This is a genomic window from Planktothricoides raciborskii GIHE-MW2, assembly GCF_040564635.1.
GTDB lineage: Bacteria > Cyanobacteriota > Cyanobacteriia > Cyanobacteriales > Laspinemataceae > Planktothricoides > Planktothricoides raciborskii.
This window is the reverse complement of the sequence record NZ_CP159837.1, coordinates 1391514-1412878: the sequence shown is the minus strand read 5'-3', so window position 1 is coordinate 1412878 and position 21365 is coordinate 1391514. Positions and strand designations below refer to the sequence as shown.

The following is a 21365-nucleotide window of genomic DNA, read 5'->3' as shown; positions in this document are numbered from 1 at the left end:
TAAACAAAAAAACCGGGTTAGAAACCGGGTTTCTCTAAGAAACCCGGTTTCTTGGTTTGGGTGACAAAGATGGTATTAAGACACCCGGTTTCTGAAGCTGTCGCCCCCCAAGCAACCAACCCAAGCAACCAAGAAACCGGGTTTCTATCAGCCATGAAGGTTGGATAACAGAGATTTTGCCAAGAAACCCGGTTTCTCAAGCTGTCGCACCCCTAGCAAAAGTGATAAAATTAAGATTAATTTTTGAAATCATTGGAAATTCCAGGGCAAAACATGGCTCGCTCAAGACTGAAAACACTAATCGACTACATCCGTCCCTACTGGAGACAAGAACTAGGGGGAATTGGCACTCTATTGATCGTCAATGCTTTAGGGGTTTATATTCCCCTGCTAATTCGCAATAGTATTGATGAACTCCAAGCAATGTTTGACTTTCAACTGATGTTGAAATATGTCATCATTATCCTGGTAATGACCACCGTTATGTGGGTGATTCGCGTTGCTTCAAGAATGTGGCTGTTTGGGGTAGGAAGACAAGTAGAATTTGACCTCAAGCAAAAGATTTTTGAACATTTACTCACTTTAGAACCGGCTTATTTTGCCGCAAACCCCGTGGGAGATTTAATTAACCGTGCGACTTCTGATGTGGATAGTATTCGCCGGTTAGTTGGGTTTGCTATGTTATCCTTTGCCAATATCGTATTTGCTTATGGGCTGACCATTCCGGTGATGCTATCGATTAATGTGAAGTTGACTGTATTGGCGCTTTCTGTGTATCCGTTGCTGATGATTATTGTGCAACTATTTAGCGATCAACTCCGCACCCAGCAGCAAACCGTTCAAGAAGAATTATCCAATTTGAGCGATTTAATTCAAGAGGATATGAGCGGGATTTCTTTAATTAAAATTTATGCCCAAGAGGAAAATGAGCGGCGAGCTTTTGCTGATAAAAATGAAACCTTATTGAAGGCTAATTTAAAGTTAGCCAAAACTCGCAGCTTATTGTTTCCCATTTTGGGGGGTTTAGCCAGTATTAGTTTACTGGTTTTATTGGCCTTTGGGGGAAACGCGATCGCGGATAAAGTGATTACCGTCGGAGATTTTGTCGCCTTACTTTTATATGTGGAACGGTTAGTATTTCCCACTGCCTTGATGGGTTTTACCATTACCACTTATCAACGGGGAGAGGTGAGTGTCGATCGCGTCGAAGCCATTCTCGAAGCTAAACCAAAAATTGTTGACTCGGTTCAGGCGATTTCTTTACCCCCAGAAGAGGCTAAAGGAAAACTCACTGCTCGTCATCTGACTTATTATTATCCTGATAGCAAAATTCCCGCATTAAATCATGTCAGTTTTGATATTATGCCCGGAGAAACGATCGCGATCGTTGGGCCAATTGCTGCTGGAAAATCGACCTTAGCTAATGCCTTGCCCCGGTTACTAGATATTGAACCCGGTCAGTTATTTTTGGATGGACAAGATATCACCCAATTAAGATTAACGGATTTACGGGGGGCGATCGCCTATGTTCCCCAAGAAAGTTTTCTCTTTAGTACCACCATTCAAGATAATATTCGCTATGGCAACCCATTGGCGGATCAAACACAAGTAGAATATGCCGCCAAACAAGCGCAAATTCACGCCGAAATTCTCAATTTTCCCCAACAATATCAAACAATTGTGGGGGAAAGAGGCATTACCCTTTCTGGGGGACAACGGCAACGTACCGCCCTCGCGAGAGCGTTATTAATGGATGCACCCGTGCTTATTTTAGATGATGCCCTTTCCAGTGTAGATAACCAAACCGCCACGGATATTCTCAAAAATCTCTCCACGGGAACTCAGCGGAAAACGGTGATTTTTATCTCTCACCAAATGTCTGCCGCTGCCAAAGCTGACCGAATTTTTGTCATGGCTGCTGGGGCGATCGTGCAGAGTGGCACTCACACAAAACTCTTGCAGGAAGGTGGACTCTATCGATTGCTCTGGGAACAACAAAAATTAGAAGCGGTTCTATTATAAACACATCAAAAATATTTGGGGAATAATTTACCTTTGTAGGGGCGAAGCATGACCGCAGTAGATTTTTGTTTTGCAGCAATAACTTATATACGGTCATGCTTCGCCCTCACCTAATATTTGTGCTTCAAATACCCAGATTTTTGCCAGAAACCCGGTTTCTATTTATTTGGGGAACAATTTACCTTTGTAGGGGCGAAGCATGACCGCAGTAGATTTTTGTTTTGCAGCAATAACTTATATACGGTCATGCTTCGCCCTCACCTAATATTTGTGCTTCAAATACCCAGATTTTTGCCAGAAACCCGGTTTCTATTTATTTGGGGAATAATTTACCTTTGTAGGGGCGAAGCATGACCGCAGTAGATTTATGTTTTGCAGCAATAACTTATATACGGTCATGCTTCGCCCTCACCTAATATTTGTGCTTCAAATACCCAGATTTTTGCCAGAAACCCGGTTTCTCTGTCACAGCAAAGAACCCATGCCTAAATAAATCAATAACCAGGCGATCGCGCTACCCAAACCCAGGCCAAACATTGCCTTTAACCCATATTTTTTTAACGCCAATCCTTTAGAAAGTTTTTCCTTAGTAATACTCTGCTGAACGGTGCCAGTTAAAATATAGCTACTCACCCCAACTTCGGCAATTTTGCCCACCAAACCCCCGGCAACTCCCACAAATACAAAAGAACTGGCAAAAATTAGCAACGGCAACACCACCGCCACCCGTTTAAAAGCCGGTTTAAATAAGGTGAAAATACCGACCCCAACCCCACCCATTAATAAGGTAATTAACAGGCGTAACAACAGTTGAGATTTGGGACTTTCTACCCAATCAATTTGTAAATGAGTTAATAAAAATATCCCTAGTACCGTCAAAGTCGGGGCAACTAGCCATTTCTGGGCAAATTCAGCCATATTATTCAAATCATTATCGGCAATTTTTCCTGAGATATCGTTGGCAATTAACACCACTAAGGGAATAGAAATCACAGCGGCTATATAAGGATAAAGCAGAGTAATCGGTGTTGCAGCCCCGATGATTAATAATGTTAACGGTAACTGAGATGATAGTTTCTTTTGCAGCAGGGCGCTGGTTTTGGCTAAGGTGATTTTTGGGGTAACGGCTTTTACTTTAATAGTGACAATTTGGGTCGGAGTCGCTGAATTAGTATGGAGTAAAATATTCCGTTCATAAACTTCATTAATCACTAAATTTTCGGTATTGATAATAATTTCAGCTTTGACTTTATTGCGCTTAAATTTAGTTGGTTTTATTTTTAACCAATCAGCATTTTTTGGCAGTTTTTTCGCTAAGGAATCGGATAAATCATCGGCACCAGCATCAACTAATAAATTAGTCGGGGCAGTGATTTCCCAACGACCTTGTAAGACCGTATCAGCCACCGAATTTTTCACCTCTATGGTGTGGGTTAAAATTTCTCCATATTCGCCAGTTAATTCTATGGTAGATTGGCTTAATTCTACTTCCGGTAAAGTGCGATTTACGGCAATCGGGGTGAGGGCTTCCAGGGCAGCAGCAGCATGAGGAAAGCGATCGCCTGCATTGGGTTGTACCATTTTTTCCAACCAGGAAATCAAAGCATCACTAAGAAATGGCACTAATTCGCGAAAATCTAAGCGATATTGACTATCAATAATTTTGGTAATTTCTGTGGATGGAGTCTTAGTTAAAAGACAAATTAAGGTGACACCCAACCCATATAAATCAGAAGCTTCACTCAAATTGCGATCGAGTAATTGTTCCGGGGGCATAAACCCAGGGGTGCCAGAAATCACACTACTTTGCATCATGTCATCTCCGGCAATGCGGGCAAAGCCAAAATCCACTAAATACACATTCAAATAATCATCAACCAGGATATTTTCCGGTTTAATATCCCGATGAATTACGGGCGGTACTCGGTTTTGTAAATAAACCAAAATCTCTAATAAAGATGTGGCAATTTGCTTAATTTTTTCCGGGGTAAACCGACGATAAACCCCTAAAGACTTGGCATTTTTATATTCATGGACGAGACAAAATCCCTCAGCGGTTTCAAAAGAATCTAAATAACGGGGAATTCCGGGATGACTCAGTTCTCGTAATACTTTAATTTCCCGTTCGTGGGCTTTATACGCTGACCAGTCCGCCCCTGGTTTAGCAAATTGAAATTGCTTAATCACCACAGGTTGCTTAGTTTGGCAGTCCGCCCCTAGATAAGTACAGCGACCCCCCGCATAGTTATGACCTAATTTTTGCAGCACTTGATATCCATGAATTTGGAAATCAGGAAATTCATTGCTAGGGCTGAGAGTTCGCGGGCTATTTTTGCCCAAATTGGCGGTAATTTTTGTCAAAAAACTGCCAGAATTGGGCGATTCCGCTTGGGGAGAATCGTCACGATTTTTAGCCTTGGGCAACCAATTGAATAATTTGTTGAAGTTGTTTTGGTTGTTTTGGTTTAAGTTGTTTTGTTCCATGATGATTGTTCCACTGGCTGAGGAATAATTAGATTATGGCGTTTTTCGATCTGTAGGGGCGAAGCATTCCCGCAGAAGTTTGATGGGTGAGAAGCGTGAATTTTTTCCGGAAATGCTTCGCCCTTACCAATATTTTATGCATATTTTAGCCAGCAACCGGGCTGTTGTGCGATCGCTGAAAAGGTTTTAAACCCAATCGTCATTATTCTTTTTCCTAGGTTTACTCCAATCATCCTCATCATTGTTATTGGTTTGATTATTGGTTTGGATTTTAGTTTGAGGTGATTCGCGTTCGCGTTCTACTTCGCGGAATCGCACAGGTTCAACTTCGGGTTTATAAACCGGAGTTGATGGTGGTTTAGGTTCCGGGGTTGGTTGCGGTGCAGGTGTCGGGGTCGGTACTACTATTTCTGGTTTAAAGGGTTCATCACTAGAATATTCATCATTAGAATATTCATCATTAGAATATTCATCACTAGAATATTCATCACTAGAATATTTGCGAGCGACATAATCGTTGGATGAATAGTCACCAACGGCAGACTTTCCAGACTGTTCCTCATGCTCATAATTAGGCGGAATAATCACTCGATACTCTGCATCATTCACCGATTCAGTAATACCCACCCCAGTATTTTCTGGTTTTCGATAACTATAAGAATAAATCGTGCCAGAGCGATATTCACTGGTTGGTGATTTCGGCACTTCATAATCAGTTTTCAGCGGCGTAACTTTAGGAGTTGCACTTGATTTTGTTGCTGGTTCTATTGGTTCATCCACCCAATTTTGCGAATCATCATCAACCCAATTTTGCTCAACTTCTTCATCATCAACCCAATTAGTCGAATTATCCTGTAAATCCCGCACCGTGCCAAAATCTGCGGCAGCTTTTGAGCCACTACGGAAACTGTCAGCATAAGTCGTGGTTTTTTCTCGGTTTGAGTATGAAGATTCATCGCCTTTGCTTCGGGCTTGAACCGATCGCGCGTCGGGAATTTTCCCGTCGTTAACCGAAGAATTTGCCCTAGCTTCTCGTGGGCGATCGCTTGCCTGTGACCTCTGACTCGCAGCGATCGGAAATTGCAGCAGCATCACAACCAATTGAGCGGTCAAAACCCCCGCAGCCAATGCGAATAAAATCCACAAGGAAAGAGGAAATGCCACAGTTTTCATCCCCAAAAATGTTAGGGGTAAAACTGGGGAGAGATTTTGCTGAATAAAAATAACGATCGCTACCACAGATACCAGCAGTAATCCTAGGCGTAAGTTTCGCATAATTTTATCCTCAAATGGGACTAGAGGGGCTTTCGGGACAGAGCCCGATCTGTACCAGGGCTGGCATGAATTGATCTAACCTAATCGCTATTTTTGTTTTGGCGATGGCCTTGCCAACGATTAATCGGGATACAGTCAATTTCTAACTGATCCAAAGCCCGTGCTACTACAAAGTCTACTAAATCCTCAATAGTTTGAGGATGATGATACCAAGCAGGAATTGCCGGGACAATTCGCACACCGGCTTCAGCCAAAGCGGTTAAATTCCGCAAATGAATCAAACTAAAAGGCGTTTCACGGGGGACAATTACCAGTTTACGACCTTCTTTAATTTGCACATCTGCGGCGCGTTCGAGTAAATCGGAACTTAAACCCGCTGCCAATTTAGCCACGGTACTCATACTACAGGGAATCACGACCATTCCCAAAGTTCTAAAAGAACCACTAGCGATATTCGCCCCCACATCTTGCCAAGGGTGACAGGTTAACTGACCTGTGGTGACACCTCCGGCTAGTTCCCGCCAAAATTCCCCTTGTAATTCCGGGTCAGCGGGCATTTTAATATTGTTTTCCGCTTGCCAAACCATATAAGCGGATTTCGAGGCCACCAGTTCAATTCGATAATTGGCTTCTAGGAGAAATTTCAGCGATCGCACCGCATAAATTAAACCAGAGGCACCGGATACGCCCAAAATTAAGGGCTTAGGAGAAGGAGAAATCGATTCAGACATGAATTTACGAAAGTTTTCTAATTAATAGAATACTGTATCGGCGAAGCGATCGCCCCTCAGCCCTCCCAGAAACCGGGTTTCTTTTTCGCCTCCCACAGATAACTCCTAATATTCACAACAGAAACCCGGTTTCTTTGCCCCAACAGCCACCCCCAGAACCCCAGAAACTCAGAAACCGGGTTTCTTTTTTGCCTCCCACAGATAACTCCTAATATTCACAACAGAAACCCGGTTTCTTTCTCCCAACAGCAGAAACCCGGTTTCTTTACCCCAACAGCCACCCCCAGAACCCCAGAAACCGGGTTTCTTTCTCGCTTCCCACAAATAACTCCGGATACCCACCCCAGAAACCCGGTTTCTTTGCCCCAACAGCCACCCCCAGAACCCCAGAAAGCGGGTTTCTTTATCGCTTCCCACAGATAACTCCTGATACCAACAGCAGAAACCCGGTTTCTTTGCCCCAACAATTCTTTTTCCATGATATAATATCAATTACCCAGTCAACTTACACCAACTTTAAAATAGGAGGATTCACCGATGCAATTGGAAGACTATTTTGATTTTCAGCGATCGGATGATATTCGGGTCAAAGGAACGCGAATCGGCATAGAAACTATCCTATATGATTTCATTCATCGCGCTCGCACTCCCGAACAAATTGCCCAAACTTATCCATCTCTAAACTTAGAACAAGTTTATGCTACTATCCTTTATTATCTGCATAATAAAGAAGCCGTTAGTAACTACATTGCTGACTGGTTAGAGTGGAGTCATCAGCAACTTAAAGCCCAACAACTTAATCCTCCACCTGGTATTGCTAGACTGCAAAAATTGAGAGCGGAACAAAAAGCTAAACAAATCAAAAATGAGTCTGAATTATCTGTTGGATGAAAATGTCGATCCTAGCTATAAAGCTGAAATGCTGACAAGCAATCCCGATTTGATAATTTGGTGCGTGGGGGAACCAGAAGCACCGAGTCGGGGAACTTTAGATCCAGAAATTCTTAAATGGTGTGAGGAATATAACTTTATCTTGGTGACGAATAATCGTAAATCGATGCCCTTGCATTTGGCAGATCATTTAGCTGAAGGTCGTCATATACCAGGGATTTTTCTCCTCAATGCCAAATTAAGTATCGGACAAAATATTCGGCAATTAATTTTTATTGCTGAGGCATCTTTTGATGATGAATATCAGGATCAAATAGTTCATTTGCGAGAGATTGTTTGAAACCCCCAGAACCCCAGAAACCGGGTTTCTTTTTCGCTGCCACAGATAACTCCTGATACCAAATCCGGTTGTTAAAACCCGTTTATCAGGTCATATGTCATTCCCGCGAAGGCGGGAATCCACAAGCGTTTTAGGTAATGATCATAGTCAGTATATGAGAACCGGATTTGGTATGATACCCACCCCAGAAACCCGGTTTCTTTGCCCCAACAGCCACCCCAGAACCCCAGAAACCGGGTTTCTTTTTCGCCACCCACAGACAACTCCTGATACCCACAACAGAAACCCGGTTTCTTTCTCCCAACAGCCACCCCCAGAACCCCAGAAACCGGGTTTCTATCAGTATCTTTGGTGTCAAACGAAAAATTGTCGCAGAAACCCGGTTTCTTTGCCCCAACAGCCACCCCCATAACCCCAGAAACCGGGTTTCTTTCTCGCATTTCACAGATAACTCCTGATACCCACAGAAGAAACCCGGTTTCTTTGCCCCAACAGCCACCCCCAGAACCCCAGAAACCGGGTTTCTTTCTCGCATCCCACAGATAACTCTTGATACCCACCCCAGAAACCCGGTTTCTTTCCTAAAATTCCGAAATCCAACTTTGCATCGCCCCTAATAAATTATCCTGATTGGGGGGAAACCCGCGTAAAGGTTCTTCTAGGGGTTCATCGGTTATCCAGAGGATGTGTAAACCCAGTTTAGCATCGGCAATTTTGCGACAGCAGGTGAGGAGTGGGGGATGAGGTTTACAGTTATGGAAAATTAGGGCAAGGTGGCGTTTTTGCAGTTGTTTTTTTACGGTGAGAATCTGTTGTTTGAGTTGGGCAAAGTTGCTGACAGGGGGGATGTCTGTATCGGGGAGTGCGAGGGAGTAAATTAGGGTGCAAAGTTCTTGACAAATGGCGCTGGTGTCTGTTTCATCGGCTAGGGATTAAAATATTGGACGGTTTAAGTATTGCCATAGCTTTTGCCAGAAGTTATTGGGTGTTTGATGCCATGCTGTATAAAATTCTGGGTAAGTGAGGTTTTGGGCGTATCGCCAAATCAAATTGTAGGATCTTTCGTAAAGGTCAAAGTTATTTTGGCAAATTTCATCATTGAAGTTGTGTTTTAGTCCAAAAACTACTTGGTAATATTGTTGTTTGGTCTGGATAATTTTACCCAAACTATCGGCAACTATCCTCTGGGTATCTTCATCAGAAGTTTCATCAAGTAGTTGGATTAACCGATTGATAGCCCCCTCATTTCCCACCGCTATATTACCAAAACTTTCGGCAAAACTCTGACGGGTATCTTCATCAGAAGTTTCATCAAGTAGTTGGATTAACCGATTGATAGCCCCCTCATTCCCCACAGCGATTTTACCTAAACTTTCGGCAACTATACCACGAGTATATTCATCAGAAGTTTCATCAAGTAGTTGGATTAACCGATTGATTGCCCCCTCATTCCCCACCGCGATTTTACCTAAACTTTCGGCAACTATACCACGAGTATATTCATCAAAAGTTTCATCAAGTAGTTGGATTAAACGATTAATTGCCCCCTCATTTTTCACCGCAATTTTACCCAAATCATCGGCAACTATCCAACGGGTAGATTTATCAGAAGTTTCATCAAGTAGTTGGATTAAACGATTGATTTTTCCCTCATTTATAGCCGCAATTAACCCCTCATTTTCTTCACCATAAAAATATATATGGGCAAATTCTTCAATATCGTATGCTTGGGAAAAAAAATCTTCAATATATAAATGCTCGATTAACTGATTAATTATTAGATCATTTATTGGGGCAAATTTATTCAATGTTTCGGCAATTTTGCGCCGTATATATTTATCAGAACTTTCATTTATAAATTGGATTAAAATATAGAGTCTATGTTCTCCTACCCGAATAATTTTACCCAAAATATAGGGAATCCAATAAATTGAATAAAAATTATCCGATGAATAAAAATTATCAGAAGTTTCATGAAGTAGTTGGATTAACCGATTAATTGCCCCCTCATTTCCCACCGCAATTTGACACAAAATATAGGTAACTTTACTCCGGGTATCTTTATCAGAAGTTTCATCAAGTAGTTGGATTAACCGATTGATTGCCCCCTCATTCCCCACCGCAATATCACCCAAAATATGGGCAGCACGACCACGGATACCTTCATTATAAGTTTCATCAAGTAGTTGGATTAACCGATTGATTGCCCCCTCATTCCCCACCGCAATTTTACCCAAAATCTCTTGTACAAATTCCCAACGGGTATATTTATGATAATCTTTGTCATTCATTAGTTGGATTAACCGGTTGATTGCCCCCTCATTCCCCACGGCGATTTTACCCAAAATATCGGCAACTTTCCCACGGATATCTTTATCAAAAGTTTCATCAAGCAGTTGGATTAAACGATTGATTGCCCCCTCATTCCCCACGGCGATTTTACCCAAACTTTCGGCAACTATCCAACGGGTAGATTCATCAGAAGTTTCATCAAACAGTCGGAGTAACCGATTGATTGCCTCCTGATTTTCCACCGCAATTTTACCAAAAATATTGGCAACATTCCCACGGGTATATTTATAAAAATTTTTATCAATGAGTTGTATTAAACGATTGATTGCCCCCTCATTTCCCACAGCGATATTACCCAAACTTTCGGCAACTATTCCCTGGTTATAGTATTGATCAGAAGTTTCATCAAGCAGTCGGATTAAACGATTGATAGCCCCCTCATTCCCCACCGCGATATTACCCAAACTTTCGGCAACACTCTCACGGGTAGATTCATCAGAAGTTTCATCAAGCAGTTGGATTAAACGATTGATAGCCCCCTCATTTCCCACCGCGATATTACCCAAAATATCGGCAACTCTCTCACGGGTAGAATAATCAGAAGTTTCATCAAGTAGTTGGATGAACCGATTGATAGCCCCCTCATTCCCCACGGCGATTTTACCTAAAATATCGGCAACTCTCCTACGGGTATCTTTATCAGAAGTTTCACCAAGGAGTCGGATTAAGCGATTGATTGCCCTTGATCTATCAGTTTCTACTAATACTGCGTTGGCTCCTGTTTTAATTGAATACAGATAACTAACGCAATTTTTAACAATTTGACTAACAATTGCATCAGCAAAACCACTCTCCTTAAACTCAGGAACTATTGCCGCCGCCAAAAAATAAGCACGATATTCATAGAAACCTTTATCGACTTTCTGATGATGCCAATCCCCACAACCATCATCAAAATTCACCAACTTTTCAAGAAACGCCTCTTTCTTCTCCTTCTGCACATCCCCCCGCCCAAACCACAGCAAAATCACCTCTTTCCACTGCTTCTCAAAAATCCGATAAGTTCCCAAACTCGGATTATCCGGTACATGATGCAAAAAATAACCCCAATCATCCACCGCCAACGCCGCAAAATACTCCTGAAACGTGGGATGATAAAAGGCATAAACCCGCTCATCGGTATTTTCCACCGCCACTCCCACCCGATTAATCCAACCCAACTGCAACGCCAACTGACACAACGGCTCATCTTTTTCTCCCAAAACCTCCGTTACCAAACCTTCCCTTAACCGAAACCGAGACTCTGATTGCTCCATCCCCCGCAACCCCAACCTGCCCAAAGCTGCATTTAAATCCCGTCGCTGCTGGGAAGTCGTGGGAAAAGCCTCCTGCTTCCAGTCATACAGCGCCTCCGCAAACTGCCCATAAAGCCCCGCCTTGGTTTCCGGTAAACTCCCCTGGCGATTTTGCCAAGCGCGACACAACAGCGCCAACCGCAGGGGATTTCGCACCGTATCCCGAATCCGCTCTTTTCCAGCTTGGGCTAATTCTGCCAGCAACCGCTCCCCTAACTCTGGGTGACGCGCAAACCAGCCATGAATAAATTGCCCCACCCCCTCCGGGTAGTCAAAATCGAGATTGCGATAAACATCAAAACCTTCCAGAGCATTTTTCCCCGCATCCCACACATTCTGGCGACAAGTCACCACCACTCGCGCCGAAGCAACCCAACCGCTAATCTGATTCGCCACCGTCGCCAGGGGGTTGCTACCCCCCATTTCATCCACCCCATCCAGCAACAGCCACACTCGCCCACTGTTAAACAGCGATATTAGTGCATCTTCCATTTCCGGCGTTACCCGCACACGCCGAGCATCCTTGAGCCACTTTTGCCGTAGGTAATCCTCAACACTTCGCCCCTGCAAATCAGCCAAAGACACCCAAATTGCCACATCCCGCTCTGTCTCTGCGGCTACCCATTGGGCTATTTTCTGTAATAGGGTGGTTTTCCCCGCCCCCGGTTCCCCTGTCACCGCTAACCTGCGCCCTTGACTTTTGGGACTTTGCCCCTGTTTCAGCACTTGGGCGAAAAACTCATCATTTTTATAAGTGCGAATGACTTCTTCATATTCTTTCTTCTGTTCTTCCTTTTCTTTCTCTTCTTTCTCTTGTTTTAGTCTTTCTGGCTGATAAAATTGGGAACCTTCCTCTGGCGAAACCTCCCCAGGGCGTTTTTCTTTCTTTACCTTTTCCACCAATCCCAGAGGCACATAAATATCATCAAAAGTAAATTCTACCCCTTCACCCGTAGTGAGGGGATTGGTGGTGAGTTTTTGTCTTTCTGCTAATGCGTTTTGAGAGACTTCGCGCCAGTTAATATCAATAGGTTTTGGTGTAGTTTCCGGTGTGCCACCTATTGTTACACCGCCTTCAACCTTTTGGATGAGAACATTTGTCCCAATATTTTCAGCGTTAACCCCGTAATTATCATTCATAGAGTTACAGTTACTAGGTAGCAATTAACATTGAGCCACTACGGTCAATATTCAGGTTATTCTCTCTAAATATGCACATCACCTTCAACGTTATTAATCTGCACATTTTTATCAATTTTTTCAGCAATGACACCGTAATTATCACGCATTTGATTCACAATAGATTTTTGATAATTCGATTGTTGTGCCTCTTGAATATAGGGCATAAGTTTTGGTTCCTTTTGCCCTAATGCTGCTAACTCTTCAATTTGTGCCATTAATTCTGGTTGTTTTTCGGCTGCGGCTTGAATCGCGGGAATGATTTGACTATAGTTTAACGGCTGATTGGGTGTATGTTCAACGATCGCCGTTACAGTAGTAGGACTTTCTCGCTTAAGATTTGTTAAAAAATCTTTAGTTTTTTTAACGAGAGCCTCACCAATTCCCTCACCTGTTTTTTCTAAGGCTTTTGTGCCGACGACTGTTCCTAGTGCTAACGCTGCTGCTAATATAGGTTCCATGATCTTAAATTATATATCAGAAAATACTAAGTAGGTGAACATAATTAATTGCACTTTTCGTTCTCCGCCGATAGGCTTTGGATTCCCGCCTTCGCGGGAATGACAGTTTTTCTTCTGGTATGGTCTGTGGTGCATTTATTTCTGCCCGTCTACTTACTATCCTAGATAATGATAATAAAAATTATGCCCAAGAACAAGTTAGTAATATTTATTTAGATAATGTTACATTTATTTACAAGGCACAATTTTTGTTAATTTCTGCTTCATACAAATTTAACGGCAAAATTATCTCCTGGTTTCAACTCAGATTACTACTAAATTTTGCGCTAAAAATGACTTATTATTTTAATTGAACATACAAAATAATTATACCATTTCAAGCATTAATGATCCTTAAAAAAATGTCATTTTTTTAAGGATCATACTATTGCTACTACTGGCGGTCTTGGAATTGCGACTGTGACTACCGCAGCGGGAACAGTTGGGGCAGTGGCTATTAGTCCATTTGTGGCCTTAGCAGCACCCGTCGCATTAGCTGTTGGGGCTGCTGGGGCATTAATTTGGTGGTTAGCCCGTGATTAATTTCTTTCCACCCCATAGGTTACAGCAATTTGCTATTGCCTAAACTAGGGCCCGCGCATTTCGGCACATAAGTTATCAGTTAAAATCACCAATTTACTGCCTAGTAGTCAGCCGCCCCCAGAAACCGGGTTTCTTTTTCGCTTCTCACAGATAACTCGTGATATTCACAAAAGAAACCCGGTTTCTTTGCCCCAACAGTCAGCCCCAGAACCCCAGAAACCGGGTTTCTTTTTCGCTTCCCACAGATAACTCGTGATATTCACAGAAGAAACCCGGTTTCTTTGCCCCAACAACAGAAACCGGGTTTCTTTGCCCCAACAACAGAAACCCGGTTTCTTTCTCCCAACAGCGGAAACCGGGTTTCTTAAGTTATAAAGACCAATCAATCAAAGATTATCGCGGTTTTTATTGGATGAAGTACAGAGGTTTTTTGGATTCCCGCCTGCGCGGGAATGACAGGTTTTTTCTGTACTTCATAACTCCGCAAAGTGCTATAATCAAAGATTAATATCTTTGATACTCATCATCATTGTAATAAGGCTCATCCGGTTCATAATCCATGCTGGCGGTACTGCCACCACCAACAGCTACTAAGTCAATTTGTTGACGATAGTAATCCACACTTTTAACCTCGACTTCCACCTGATCGCCCAAGCGATATTGCTTGCGGTTCTTGCGACCGACAAGGGTTTGTTGTCGAGAACGATATTCATACCAGTCATCTTTCAAGGAAGACACATGAACGAGTCCTTCGAGACGAATGGGGAAACCATTTGAACCTTCTAATTCAATTTCCACAAAGAAGCCGTAAGACTGCACCCCGGTAATTAACCCAGAGAAAATTTCCCCAGTGCGTTTTTTCATTAGGGCGGCTTTTTTCAATCCTTGTAGATCCGCTTCTGCTTCCTGAGTTAATCTGGTGCGATCGGTCAAATGGTTGACGACTCCAGCCAACTCACTTTCTAATTCATTCTGCACATCTGGGGCTAGGACATTCCAGGTAATTTGACCGTGGCAATTACTATGGTGCAGATTGATTCGTTCTTTGGCACGGGTTGATTTGCGATCGCGCCCTGATTCAAACACAACATATAGAACTCGTTGCACCATCAAATCCTGATAACGACGCAGAGGGGAAGTGCAGTGCAAATAGCTATCCAAAGCCAGACCAAAATGGGGGGCTGGATTCATGCTATACATCGGAGCCTTGAGACTGGACTCTAACAAATAAGTCAAAACCCGCTCATTAGTGGATTTGCCCAACAACTTGGTAAACTGTTGGTAATCGCGAGGGCTCACCGCCTCTGGATTTTCTATCTGAAGTTCCACCCCCATCTGGATCGCTAGTTTCGCAATTTCTTCCACCTCTTCTGGATCTGGGGCGGACTGAATTTGGTAAATCGCCGGAATTGAGAGTTCCTTTAAATGAGATGCCACCAGTTGATTGGCCAAAATGGTCAACTCACAGATCATCCCTTGCGGCCCGGACATCCCAATCTGACTTAATGCCCCCATAATCCCTTCCTCATCATAAGGAGAAGGACTAATGCCATATTGATTCAGGGGTTGATTCAGTTCAAACCCACCTCGGGCTTGCCGCTGGAGGCGAACCTTTTGCGCTAATTCAGACAACTGCGCCAACATTTCTAGGGCAGGGGGGGATAAGTCATGTTCCGTTGGTCGAGTGGTGTTAATTGATTTAATTTCCACCCATTTAGGCGCTTCACCCTGAGAATTCCCATTGAATTCGGCGCTGTCACCACTAATACTGACCAGATGATCTACAGAAATGGCAGTGCTTTTAATTTCAAATTCTTCAACTTTCCCTTCATTGTCCAAAGTAATTAGAATCGATAGGGCTAGTCGTTCACAATCTGGTAGTAAAGAGCAGCGATCTACGGAAATGCTTTCTGGGAAAATCGGAATTACTTTGTCTTCCAAATAGACGGATACACCCCGTTTGCGAGCTTCTCGGTCTAAAGGTGTTTCTTGTTTAACATAATGGGCTACGTCAGAAGTATGCACCCCTAAGCGCCAATGAGAGTCATTAATTTTTTCTAGAGTAAAACCATGATCGATGATGGCCGAACCAGGGGACAGTTTTAAGCCCCAGGGTAATGGGACAAAACTTAGGGTCAATTTATCTCGCAGATCCAGCCGATCTTTGAGGTCATTTTTCCGCAATTGAATCGGCATTCCCTTGGTGAATTCCACCACAATGTCGGAAAAATTGCGGGGTAAATCATGTTTACAGCAGACAATATCTAGGTCGTTGGCATCTTCCGCATCTAGACCCAGGACTTGCGCCACTCGTCCGACTGGGGGATTGGAACCGAGGGGATAGCGCAATATTTCCACATGGACTAAATACTCGATCGCGTTTTCCAGATTGATGCCGTTTTCTTTGAGGATCACATCAAACAATAATCGGTCATCCAAAGGTACGGCTTCATAAACAGTATTTTGTTTTTTGACTCGCGCTAAAACTGAAGGATTTGCCCGTTCTAAAATTAGGCGCACTTCGCCTTCGGGAGAACGACGGCGACTGCCTTCTTTGATGATATTCACCAATACACGGTCGCCATTCCAAGCATTACTCAGATTGCTCTCGCGGATATAAATATCCTCAGTGCCTTCTTGGTCTTGAATCGCAAAACAAAAGCCTTTGCTGGAACACCGTAATTTCGCCTCCACCAGTGCTTGATCTGGGTTGCGTCGATAGCGGCCTTTATCTTTAATCAGCAAGCCAATTTTTTCCAAAGCATCTAAAGCAATTTGTAATTGGCGCTGACTGACATCATCGTGGCATCCCAATTTTTTTTCCAAAATTTTGGGAGCCACCAATTTATCATCGGTAAAATTTGCTAGTAATGTAGCGATTGAAAATTCCATGCAGCGATCAGTCCTTTTTTATGATTATGCAGTTGAATTTGTGGGTAGCTTTCTGGTTGAAATGCCTAGGATGATTGACCATCATGCATTGCACAGTTACAGAAATTTTAGTGCCATGATGACCAAGCTTACCCACGTCAGCAAGGTTCCCACCTTGAGAACCCCATAATTTCCTTGGATCTGGAGAATTGCCGAACAAATTAACGCCGAAGATCGCCGGTTGGCTTTGACTTTCACCCTACTCTCGCTCGAGACTTGCACACCGCAGAAAAGCGTGATTGGGTTGATGGACGCTCTTATTTCCGAGTATCAGCATCCGGGAGAGCAAAACGGTCTGGAATTAGGGTTTGGATCAGAGCCATCCAACTCGTTCGCGGCCTAAGCCGCAGTGCGGAGCACCTTCATTCTAGAGATGTACTAGGGGCGGTTGCGTAACCAAAGCTACAAGCGTTTCATCCAACAGATGCTCGATCAGCTTGCCGGACGTGAGATGATTCGATCGGGATCGCTTATAACTAACTTGACTAGCGGCTGAACTAACAGAATACAACAGCCAGATTGCGAGCCGCTTTTCTGACTTTTGGTACTACCAAGGAGCAGTATTTTCCCTCTCTAGAGCATTAATTTATCTGGGATCTCAGAACTGACGGATCCGAGCTATGGGACAAAAGCATACCTCGATCCACCCTGCCAAGGTGCGACAAGTTCAACAGATTTCACTGACTGCACTTGTCGAGAATATCCCCAGTTCAGCAAGTAAATTGCCTACCTCAGAGTGGTTGTAGAACATCTTAAGCATTGTTGCTGGGGATCTCAGAGATGGTTGCCATTACACTAGCGTTTTAGCAAACCAGATTAATAATCTTTATTATTTTATAAGAAAGTGGCAATTTACTGCACGATTTAGATTAATAATTCTTGTATTCCCTATTACTTTTCACTTGTTTTGAATGTTATTTGTCATTTGTTATTTGTCATTCGCTGGCGTTTGGCGCCCGTAATAGCCAACTCATAACAAATAACAAATAATAAATAACAAACAACAGATAACAAACAGTTTTGATTAGACTTTTTTTATAGCATCCGTTACAGTGAGATTGACTCTTACGGCTGGTAGGGCTTGCATCCCGCTTCGTGAAGAAAAAAGTCTCCCTCATCTATATCCCATAAAACGATCAGCAACTATTTTTGTGCCGTTATGTTAAATGAATTTCGTAAAGTTTATCCCAGAGGCAGCTTAATTTCTGAGTTACTCAATATATACCAAGGCAAGTATATAGTCAGGGTTTTGGCGATCGTTGATGATGTCACCCTGGCTACTGGTTTAGCCGCTGAAGATACTCTGGAGATGGCCGAGGATCGAGCTAGACTCAGAGCTCTGGGCGCCATTAGTTTTGAGGCGCCGCTGCATCAAGGAGCTTCTCGTCCGGTTGTGTCCCCGCAGCTTGTGTCCCCGCAGCCATCGGCGGGTTTGTCCGGGGTCAGTTCTGCCGCAGGGACAAGCCGATCGCACTCCAGCCCCAGAAATCGGCCACAAATTAGCGATCGCCATCCGAATCAAGATGTGGCGGCGAATTTGCCTCATCTCCAATCGGAAGGCATTCTCACGGATCTGCCCAGCAGTTACCGGGGGGCGGCGGGAATTTCCGCCCCAGAAGAAGAGTGGTTAGCTTCCAATCAAGACTATTATTCTTCAGGGGAGAACCAGAACCCGTCAGAGGAGATACCCGGGTGGTCAACACCGACAAAATCCTTTGAATCCTTTGAATCATTTGAGACTAACCGAGATGTTTCGGCTATGTCGGGGCAGGAGATCGCCTCCTCGCCCAGCCCCAACCAGGCGCCCACCAGTGCCGATCCATACTTGTCTTATACCGTTGCCCCCACTCAGGCAACCGAAGCCATGACCGGAGAGGATTTGTCCTCCCCCACCAATCTTTTATCTGATGATGAACGCAAAAAAAAGATTGCTCAAACTACCATAGAAATTCAGCGCCTAGGTTGGAATACTCAGCAAGGGCGTGAGTTTCTGCAAACACGGTATAACCAGCGGGCGCGATCGCAACTCAGCGATGAGCAATTATTGGACTTCTTGCATTACTTACAAACCCAGCCCACCCCGACGGAAAGCTAACTGAAAGTTAAATGTCATCAAAAACCCCTAAATCTTCTTGCCAAGATTTAGGGGTTTTTTTATGGCTGAATCAATCCAACCGGCAATTAAACGGCAACCGGGCGAGTGATAGTGGGACGGCGCTGAATCACTTGATCGATTAATCCATAAGCTTTGGATTCTTCCGCAGACATGAAAAAGTCCCGTTCGGTATCTTCTTGAATTCGCTCCAGAGGCTGACCTGTATGAGCAGCTAACAGTTCGTTGAGGCGTTGTTTGTGGTATAATATCTCTCTAGCTTGGATTTCAATATCCGTCGCTTGCCCTTGAGCGCCGCCTAGGGGTTGGTGAATCATAATCCGAGAATGAGGTAAACTCATCCGTTTGCCTTTCGCTCCAGCACTGAGCAAGAACGCACCCATACTGGCAGCTAATCCTAAGCAAATGGTGCAGACATCAGGGCGAATTTGATTCATGGTGTCAAAAATCCCCATACCGGCAGTCACCGAACCGCCTGGAGAGTTGATATACAAATAGATATCTTTCTCCGGATCCTCCGCTTCTAGAAATAGCATCTGTGCCACGATCAGGTTGGCTAAGTCTGAGTCAACTTGTTGTCCGAGGAAAATGATGCGATCGCGCAACAAACGTGAATAAATGTCAAAAGCGCGTTCGCCCCGACCCGATTGTTCAATAACCGTAGGAATCATGGAATCTGTCTCTTGGATGGTGATGTTCTGGAAGTCCCGCCCCCTGTAAACAGGGTTCTGGGTAGCTTACTGAACTGATGTGGGTTTATTCTAGCAAAAAACTTTCCCACCGTTTTCAATTTACACAAAATTGCTCGTTAATCTTTAAAAATTACTGGATATTGGATTTTATAATGAATATTTAAAGAATTAACGGTTTGGTTGGGGATAAAATATCACTAATCAAATCATTTTTTTTAAGGAACGCGATTTTTCCAGTCAGTGAGTGAACCACCGGCTGACATTGCGGGTTAAAATTAATTCCCGGCCTAGCGGTTAGGATAAACCAACTCGCATCGTAAAGATAAGCTGCGTAAAAACTCAGGCAAATTACCCGATCGGGAACGAAGAACCAAGCGAAAAGTCAGCAATTTTTGATAATTTGATAATTCGATTTTGATTAAAAATTTTGATGAAAACGGTTCATTCCATGTTCATCTCAGGGAAGCAAGAACCAAACAGATAATAAAACAGATAATAAAACAGATAATAAAACAGATAAGCAAGGGGGACATATGAATAAAGTCAATGAGTGATGGCTCAAAAAGGAGAAATTCACAATCAAAGCTGGCTGGGTTTTAAATCTCGATTCTCGATAGTCAATGAGGACTTGCTATGACTGGACAAACCACCAAGAAAAATTTCCATCAGGTTGTTAATTTTCCGTTGCCAGAAAAAGCTAGGATATTTTCCAATCAACTAAATTTAGATGGAAAATCACATAAATTGTCTGTAATACCCACGCGCTCAAAATTTCCCGCCAAAGTCTTTAAGCTGAATAACGGATTAACGGTGATCCATCAATACCTCAGAGCGACCCCCGTGTCGGTAGTCGATGTCTGGGTAAAAGCGGGAGCTTCACGGGAACCCGATGCTTGGTCAGGGATGGCTCATTTCTTAGAACACATGATTTTTAAAGGTACGGATAATCTACCCCCCGGATCCTTTGATTGGCTGATTGAAAGTTTGGGCGGGATGACCAATGCAGCCACCAGCCATGATTATGCTCACTTTTTTATTATGACGGCGACGGAATATTTAAAAGATTCGTTAGCCCCTTTAGCGGATCTGTTATTACATCCCGCTTTTCCTGAAGATGAATTTATCCGGGAACGAGATGTAGTGTTTGAGGAAATTCGCCAAGAAGCTGATAATCCTGATTGGATCGCTTTTCAAGCACTGATGCAAATGGTGTATCAACAGCATCCTTATGGTCGGTCAGTTTTGGGTGATATTCCGGGGTTAATGCAGCGATCGCCTCAGCAAATGCGTCAGTTTCACAGTACCCACTACCAACCGGAGAATATGACCGTGACGATCGTCGGTGGGGTGGGTGAAGACCAGGCATTAGCCTTAGTCGAGCAAGCGTTTCAGGATTTCCCCACAAACTATCATACGGCGACACCCACGATCAAGGCAGAATCACCCATCAGGGAAATTCGCCGCCGCGAAATGCTCTTACCTCGCTTAGAAGGATCAAGATTGATGATGGCTTGGATCGGGCCTGGGGTAGACCAAATAAGAGATGCTTATGGTCTGGACTTGTTGGCGGTGCTGTTAGCGGAAGGAAGAACTTCGCGCTTGGTGCGAGAACTGCGGGAAGAAAAACATTTAGTCCAAGACATTACCAGCAATTTCTCTTTACAAAAAGATTCCAGTATCTTTACGATTAATGCTTGGTTGGAGGCAGAAAATATCCACCTAGTAGAATCGCTGATTGGCGATCGCCTAAGAGAACTGCACTCTCAACCCATTTCTCCCGCAGAACTCGCCAGAGGTAAGCGGCTTCTTTGTAATGATTACGCCTTTTCCACGGAAACGGCCAGCCAAATTGCCGGTCTTTATGGTTACTATCAAACCATTGACCGGGCAGAAGTAGCTGTTTCCTATCCCGAAGAAATCCAGTCATTTCAAGCGGAAGAACTGCAAACTCTGGCTTCTCGGTATCTTTCTCCTGAATGTTACGCCGTCACAGAAATTCAACCATATTCTTGATATT

At 43.6% G+C, this 21365-nt stretch carries 16 protein-coding genes and 1 pseudogene; 6 read left to right on the top strand and 11 right to left on the bottom strand.

All coding sequences use genetic code 11. From position 1 onward, the window contains the following. Positions 1-273: 273 nt before the first annotated feature. Entirely contained in the window at positions 274-2022 is a 1749-nt protein-coding gene (locus ABWT76_RS05935; RefSeq protein WP_054465901.1) for an ABC transporter ATP-binding protein, read from the top strand. Between the two features lie 465 nt (positions 2023-2487). On the opposite strand, the gene ABWT76_RS05930 is transcribed toward ABWT76_RS05935, so the two are convergent. The 4 genes from ABWT76_RS05930 to ABWT76_RS05915 all read right to left on the bottom strand — a co-directional run bounded on the left by ABWT76_RS05930 (position 2488) and on the right by ABWT76_RS05915 (position 6991). Beyond that, positions 2488-4506: a serine/threonine-protein kinase gene (locus tag ABWT76_RS05930; protein WP_354635794.1), complete on the bottom strand. Its 2019-nt coding sequence runs from the start codon at positions 4504-4506 to the stop codon at positions 2488-2490. Positions 4507-4692: 186 nt separating this feature from the next. After that, on the bottom strand, positions 4693-5781 hold the full coding sequence (locus ABWT76_RS05925) for a hypothetical protein (protein WP_190879054.1): 1089 nt from the start codon (positions 5779-5781) through the stop codon (positions 4693-4695). An 80-nt stretch (positions 5782-5861) separates the two neighbouring features. Next, a complete protein-coding gene (locus ABWT76_RS05920; RefSeq protein WP_199317389.1) occupies positions 5862-6512 on the bottom strand; it encodes a flavin prenyltransferase UbiX in 651 nt (216 codons plus the stop codon). A gap of 215 nt (positions 6513-6727) precedes the next feature. Then, a complete protein-coding gene (locus ABWT76_RS05915) occupies positions 6728-6991 on the bottom strand; it encodes a hypothetical protein (RefSeq protein WP_054465898.1) in 264 nt (87 codons plus the stop codon). Between the two features lie 58 nt (positions 6992-7049). On the opposite strand from ABWT76_RS05915, the gene ABWT76_RS05910 reads away from it, so the two are divergent. Together ABWT76_RS05910 and ABWT76_RS05905 are read left to right on the top strand one after the other, a co-directional pair. Continuing rightward, on the top strand, positions 7050-7403 hold the full coding sequence (locus tag ABWT76_RS05910; RefSeq protein WP_054464668.1) for a DUF433 domain-containing protein: 354 nt from the start codon (positions 7050-7052) through the stop codon (positions 7401-7403). Then, positions 7378-7743 carry a DUF5615 family PIN-like protein gene (locus ABWT76_RS05905; protein ID WP_054464669.1) on the top strand — a complete coding sequence of 122 codons (366 nt, stop codon included), beginning with the start codon at positions 7378-7380 and terminating at the stop codon, positions 7741-7743. Before ABWT76_RS05910 ends, ABWT76_RS05905 begins: the two co-directional genes overlap by 26 nt. 71 nt (positions 7744-7814) lie before the next feature. Here ABWT76_RS05905 and ABWT76_RS05900 read toward each other — a convergent pair whose 3' ends face one another. The 4 genes and pseudogenes from ABWT76_RS05900 to ABWT76_RS05890 form a co-directional block, all read right to left on the bottom strand. Further along, on the bottom strand, positions 7815-8303 hold the full coding sequence (locus tag ABWT76_RS05900; RefSeq protein WP_354635793.1) for a hypothetical protein: 489 nt from the start codon (positions 8301-8303) through the stop codon (positions 7815-7817). A 21-nt stretch (positions 8304-8324) separates the two neighbouring features. Continuing rightward, positions 8325-8660, bottom strand: a pseudogene (locus tag ABWT76_RS30640) (hypothetical protein); the annotation flags it as partial. 15 nt (positions 8661-8675) lie between these two features. Further along, entirely contained in the window at positions 8676-12530 is a 3855-nt protein-coding gene (locus tag ABWT76_RS05895) for a HEAT repeat domain-containing protein (RefSeq protein WP_354635792.1), read from the bottom strand. Positions 12531-12595: 65 nt separating this feature from the next. Next, positions 12596-13030: a hypothetical protein gene (locus tag ABWT76_RS05890; protein ID WP_354635791.1), complete on the bottom strand. Its 435-nt coding sequence runs from the start codon at positions 13028-13030 to the stop codon at positions 12596-12598. A gap of 459 nt (positions 13031-13489) precedes the next feature. Here ABWT76_RS05890 and ABWT76_RS05885 point away from each other — a divergent pair, with 459 nt between their 5' ends. Further along, positions 13490-13612 carry a hypothetical protein gene (locus ABWT76_RS05885; protein WP_354635790.1) on the top strand — a complete coding sequence of 41 codons (123 nt, stop codon included), beginning with the start codon at positions 13490-13492 and terminating at the stop codon, positions 13610-13612. A gap of 164 nt (positions 13613-13776) precedes the next feature. Here ABWT76_RS05885 and ABWT76_RS05880 read toward each other — a convergent pair whose 3' ends face one another. After that, a complete protein-coding gene (locus ABWT76_RS05880; RefSeq protein WP_354635789.1) occupies positions 13777-13998 on the bottom strand; it encodes a hypothetical protein in 222 nt (73 codons plus the stop codon). Positions 13999-14116: 118 nt separating this feature from the next. Further along, positions 14117-16504, bottom strand: a complete 2388-nt coding sequence (locus ABWT76_RS05875) for a ribonuclease R family protein (protein ID WP_054465890.1) — start codon at positions 16502-16504, stop codon at positions 14117-14119. 1198 nt (positions 16505-17702) lie between these two features. Between ABWT76_RS05875 and ABWT76_RS05870 the strand changes: the two genes are divergently transcribed. Continuing rightward, positions 17703-18638 carry a hypothetical protein gene (locus ABWT76_RS05870; RefSeq protein ID WP_054465889.1) on the top strand — a complete coding sequence of 312 codons (936 nt, stop codon included), beginning with the start codon at positions 17703-17705 and terminating at the stop codon, positions 18636-18638. A gap of 86 nt (positions 18639-18724) precedes the next feature. Here ABWT76_RS05870 and clpP read toward each other — a convergent pair whose 3' ends face one another. Further along, on the bottom strand, positions 18725-19345 hold the full coding sequence (gene clpP, locus ABWT76_RS05865; protein WP_255353177.1) for an ATP-dependent Clp endopeptidase proteolytic subunit ClpP: 621 nt from the start codon (positions 19343-19345) through the stop codon (positions 18725-18727). Between the two features lie 747 nt (positions 19346-20092). On the opposite strand from clpP, the gene ABWT76_RS05860 reads away from it, so the two are divergent. Continuing rightward, entirely contained in the window at positions 20093-21361 is a 1269-nt protein-coding gene (locus tag ABWT76_RS05860) for a pitrilysin family protein (protein ID WP_054465931.1), read from the top strand. Positions 21362-21365 lie beyond the last annotated feature (4 nt).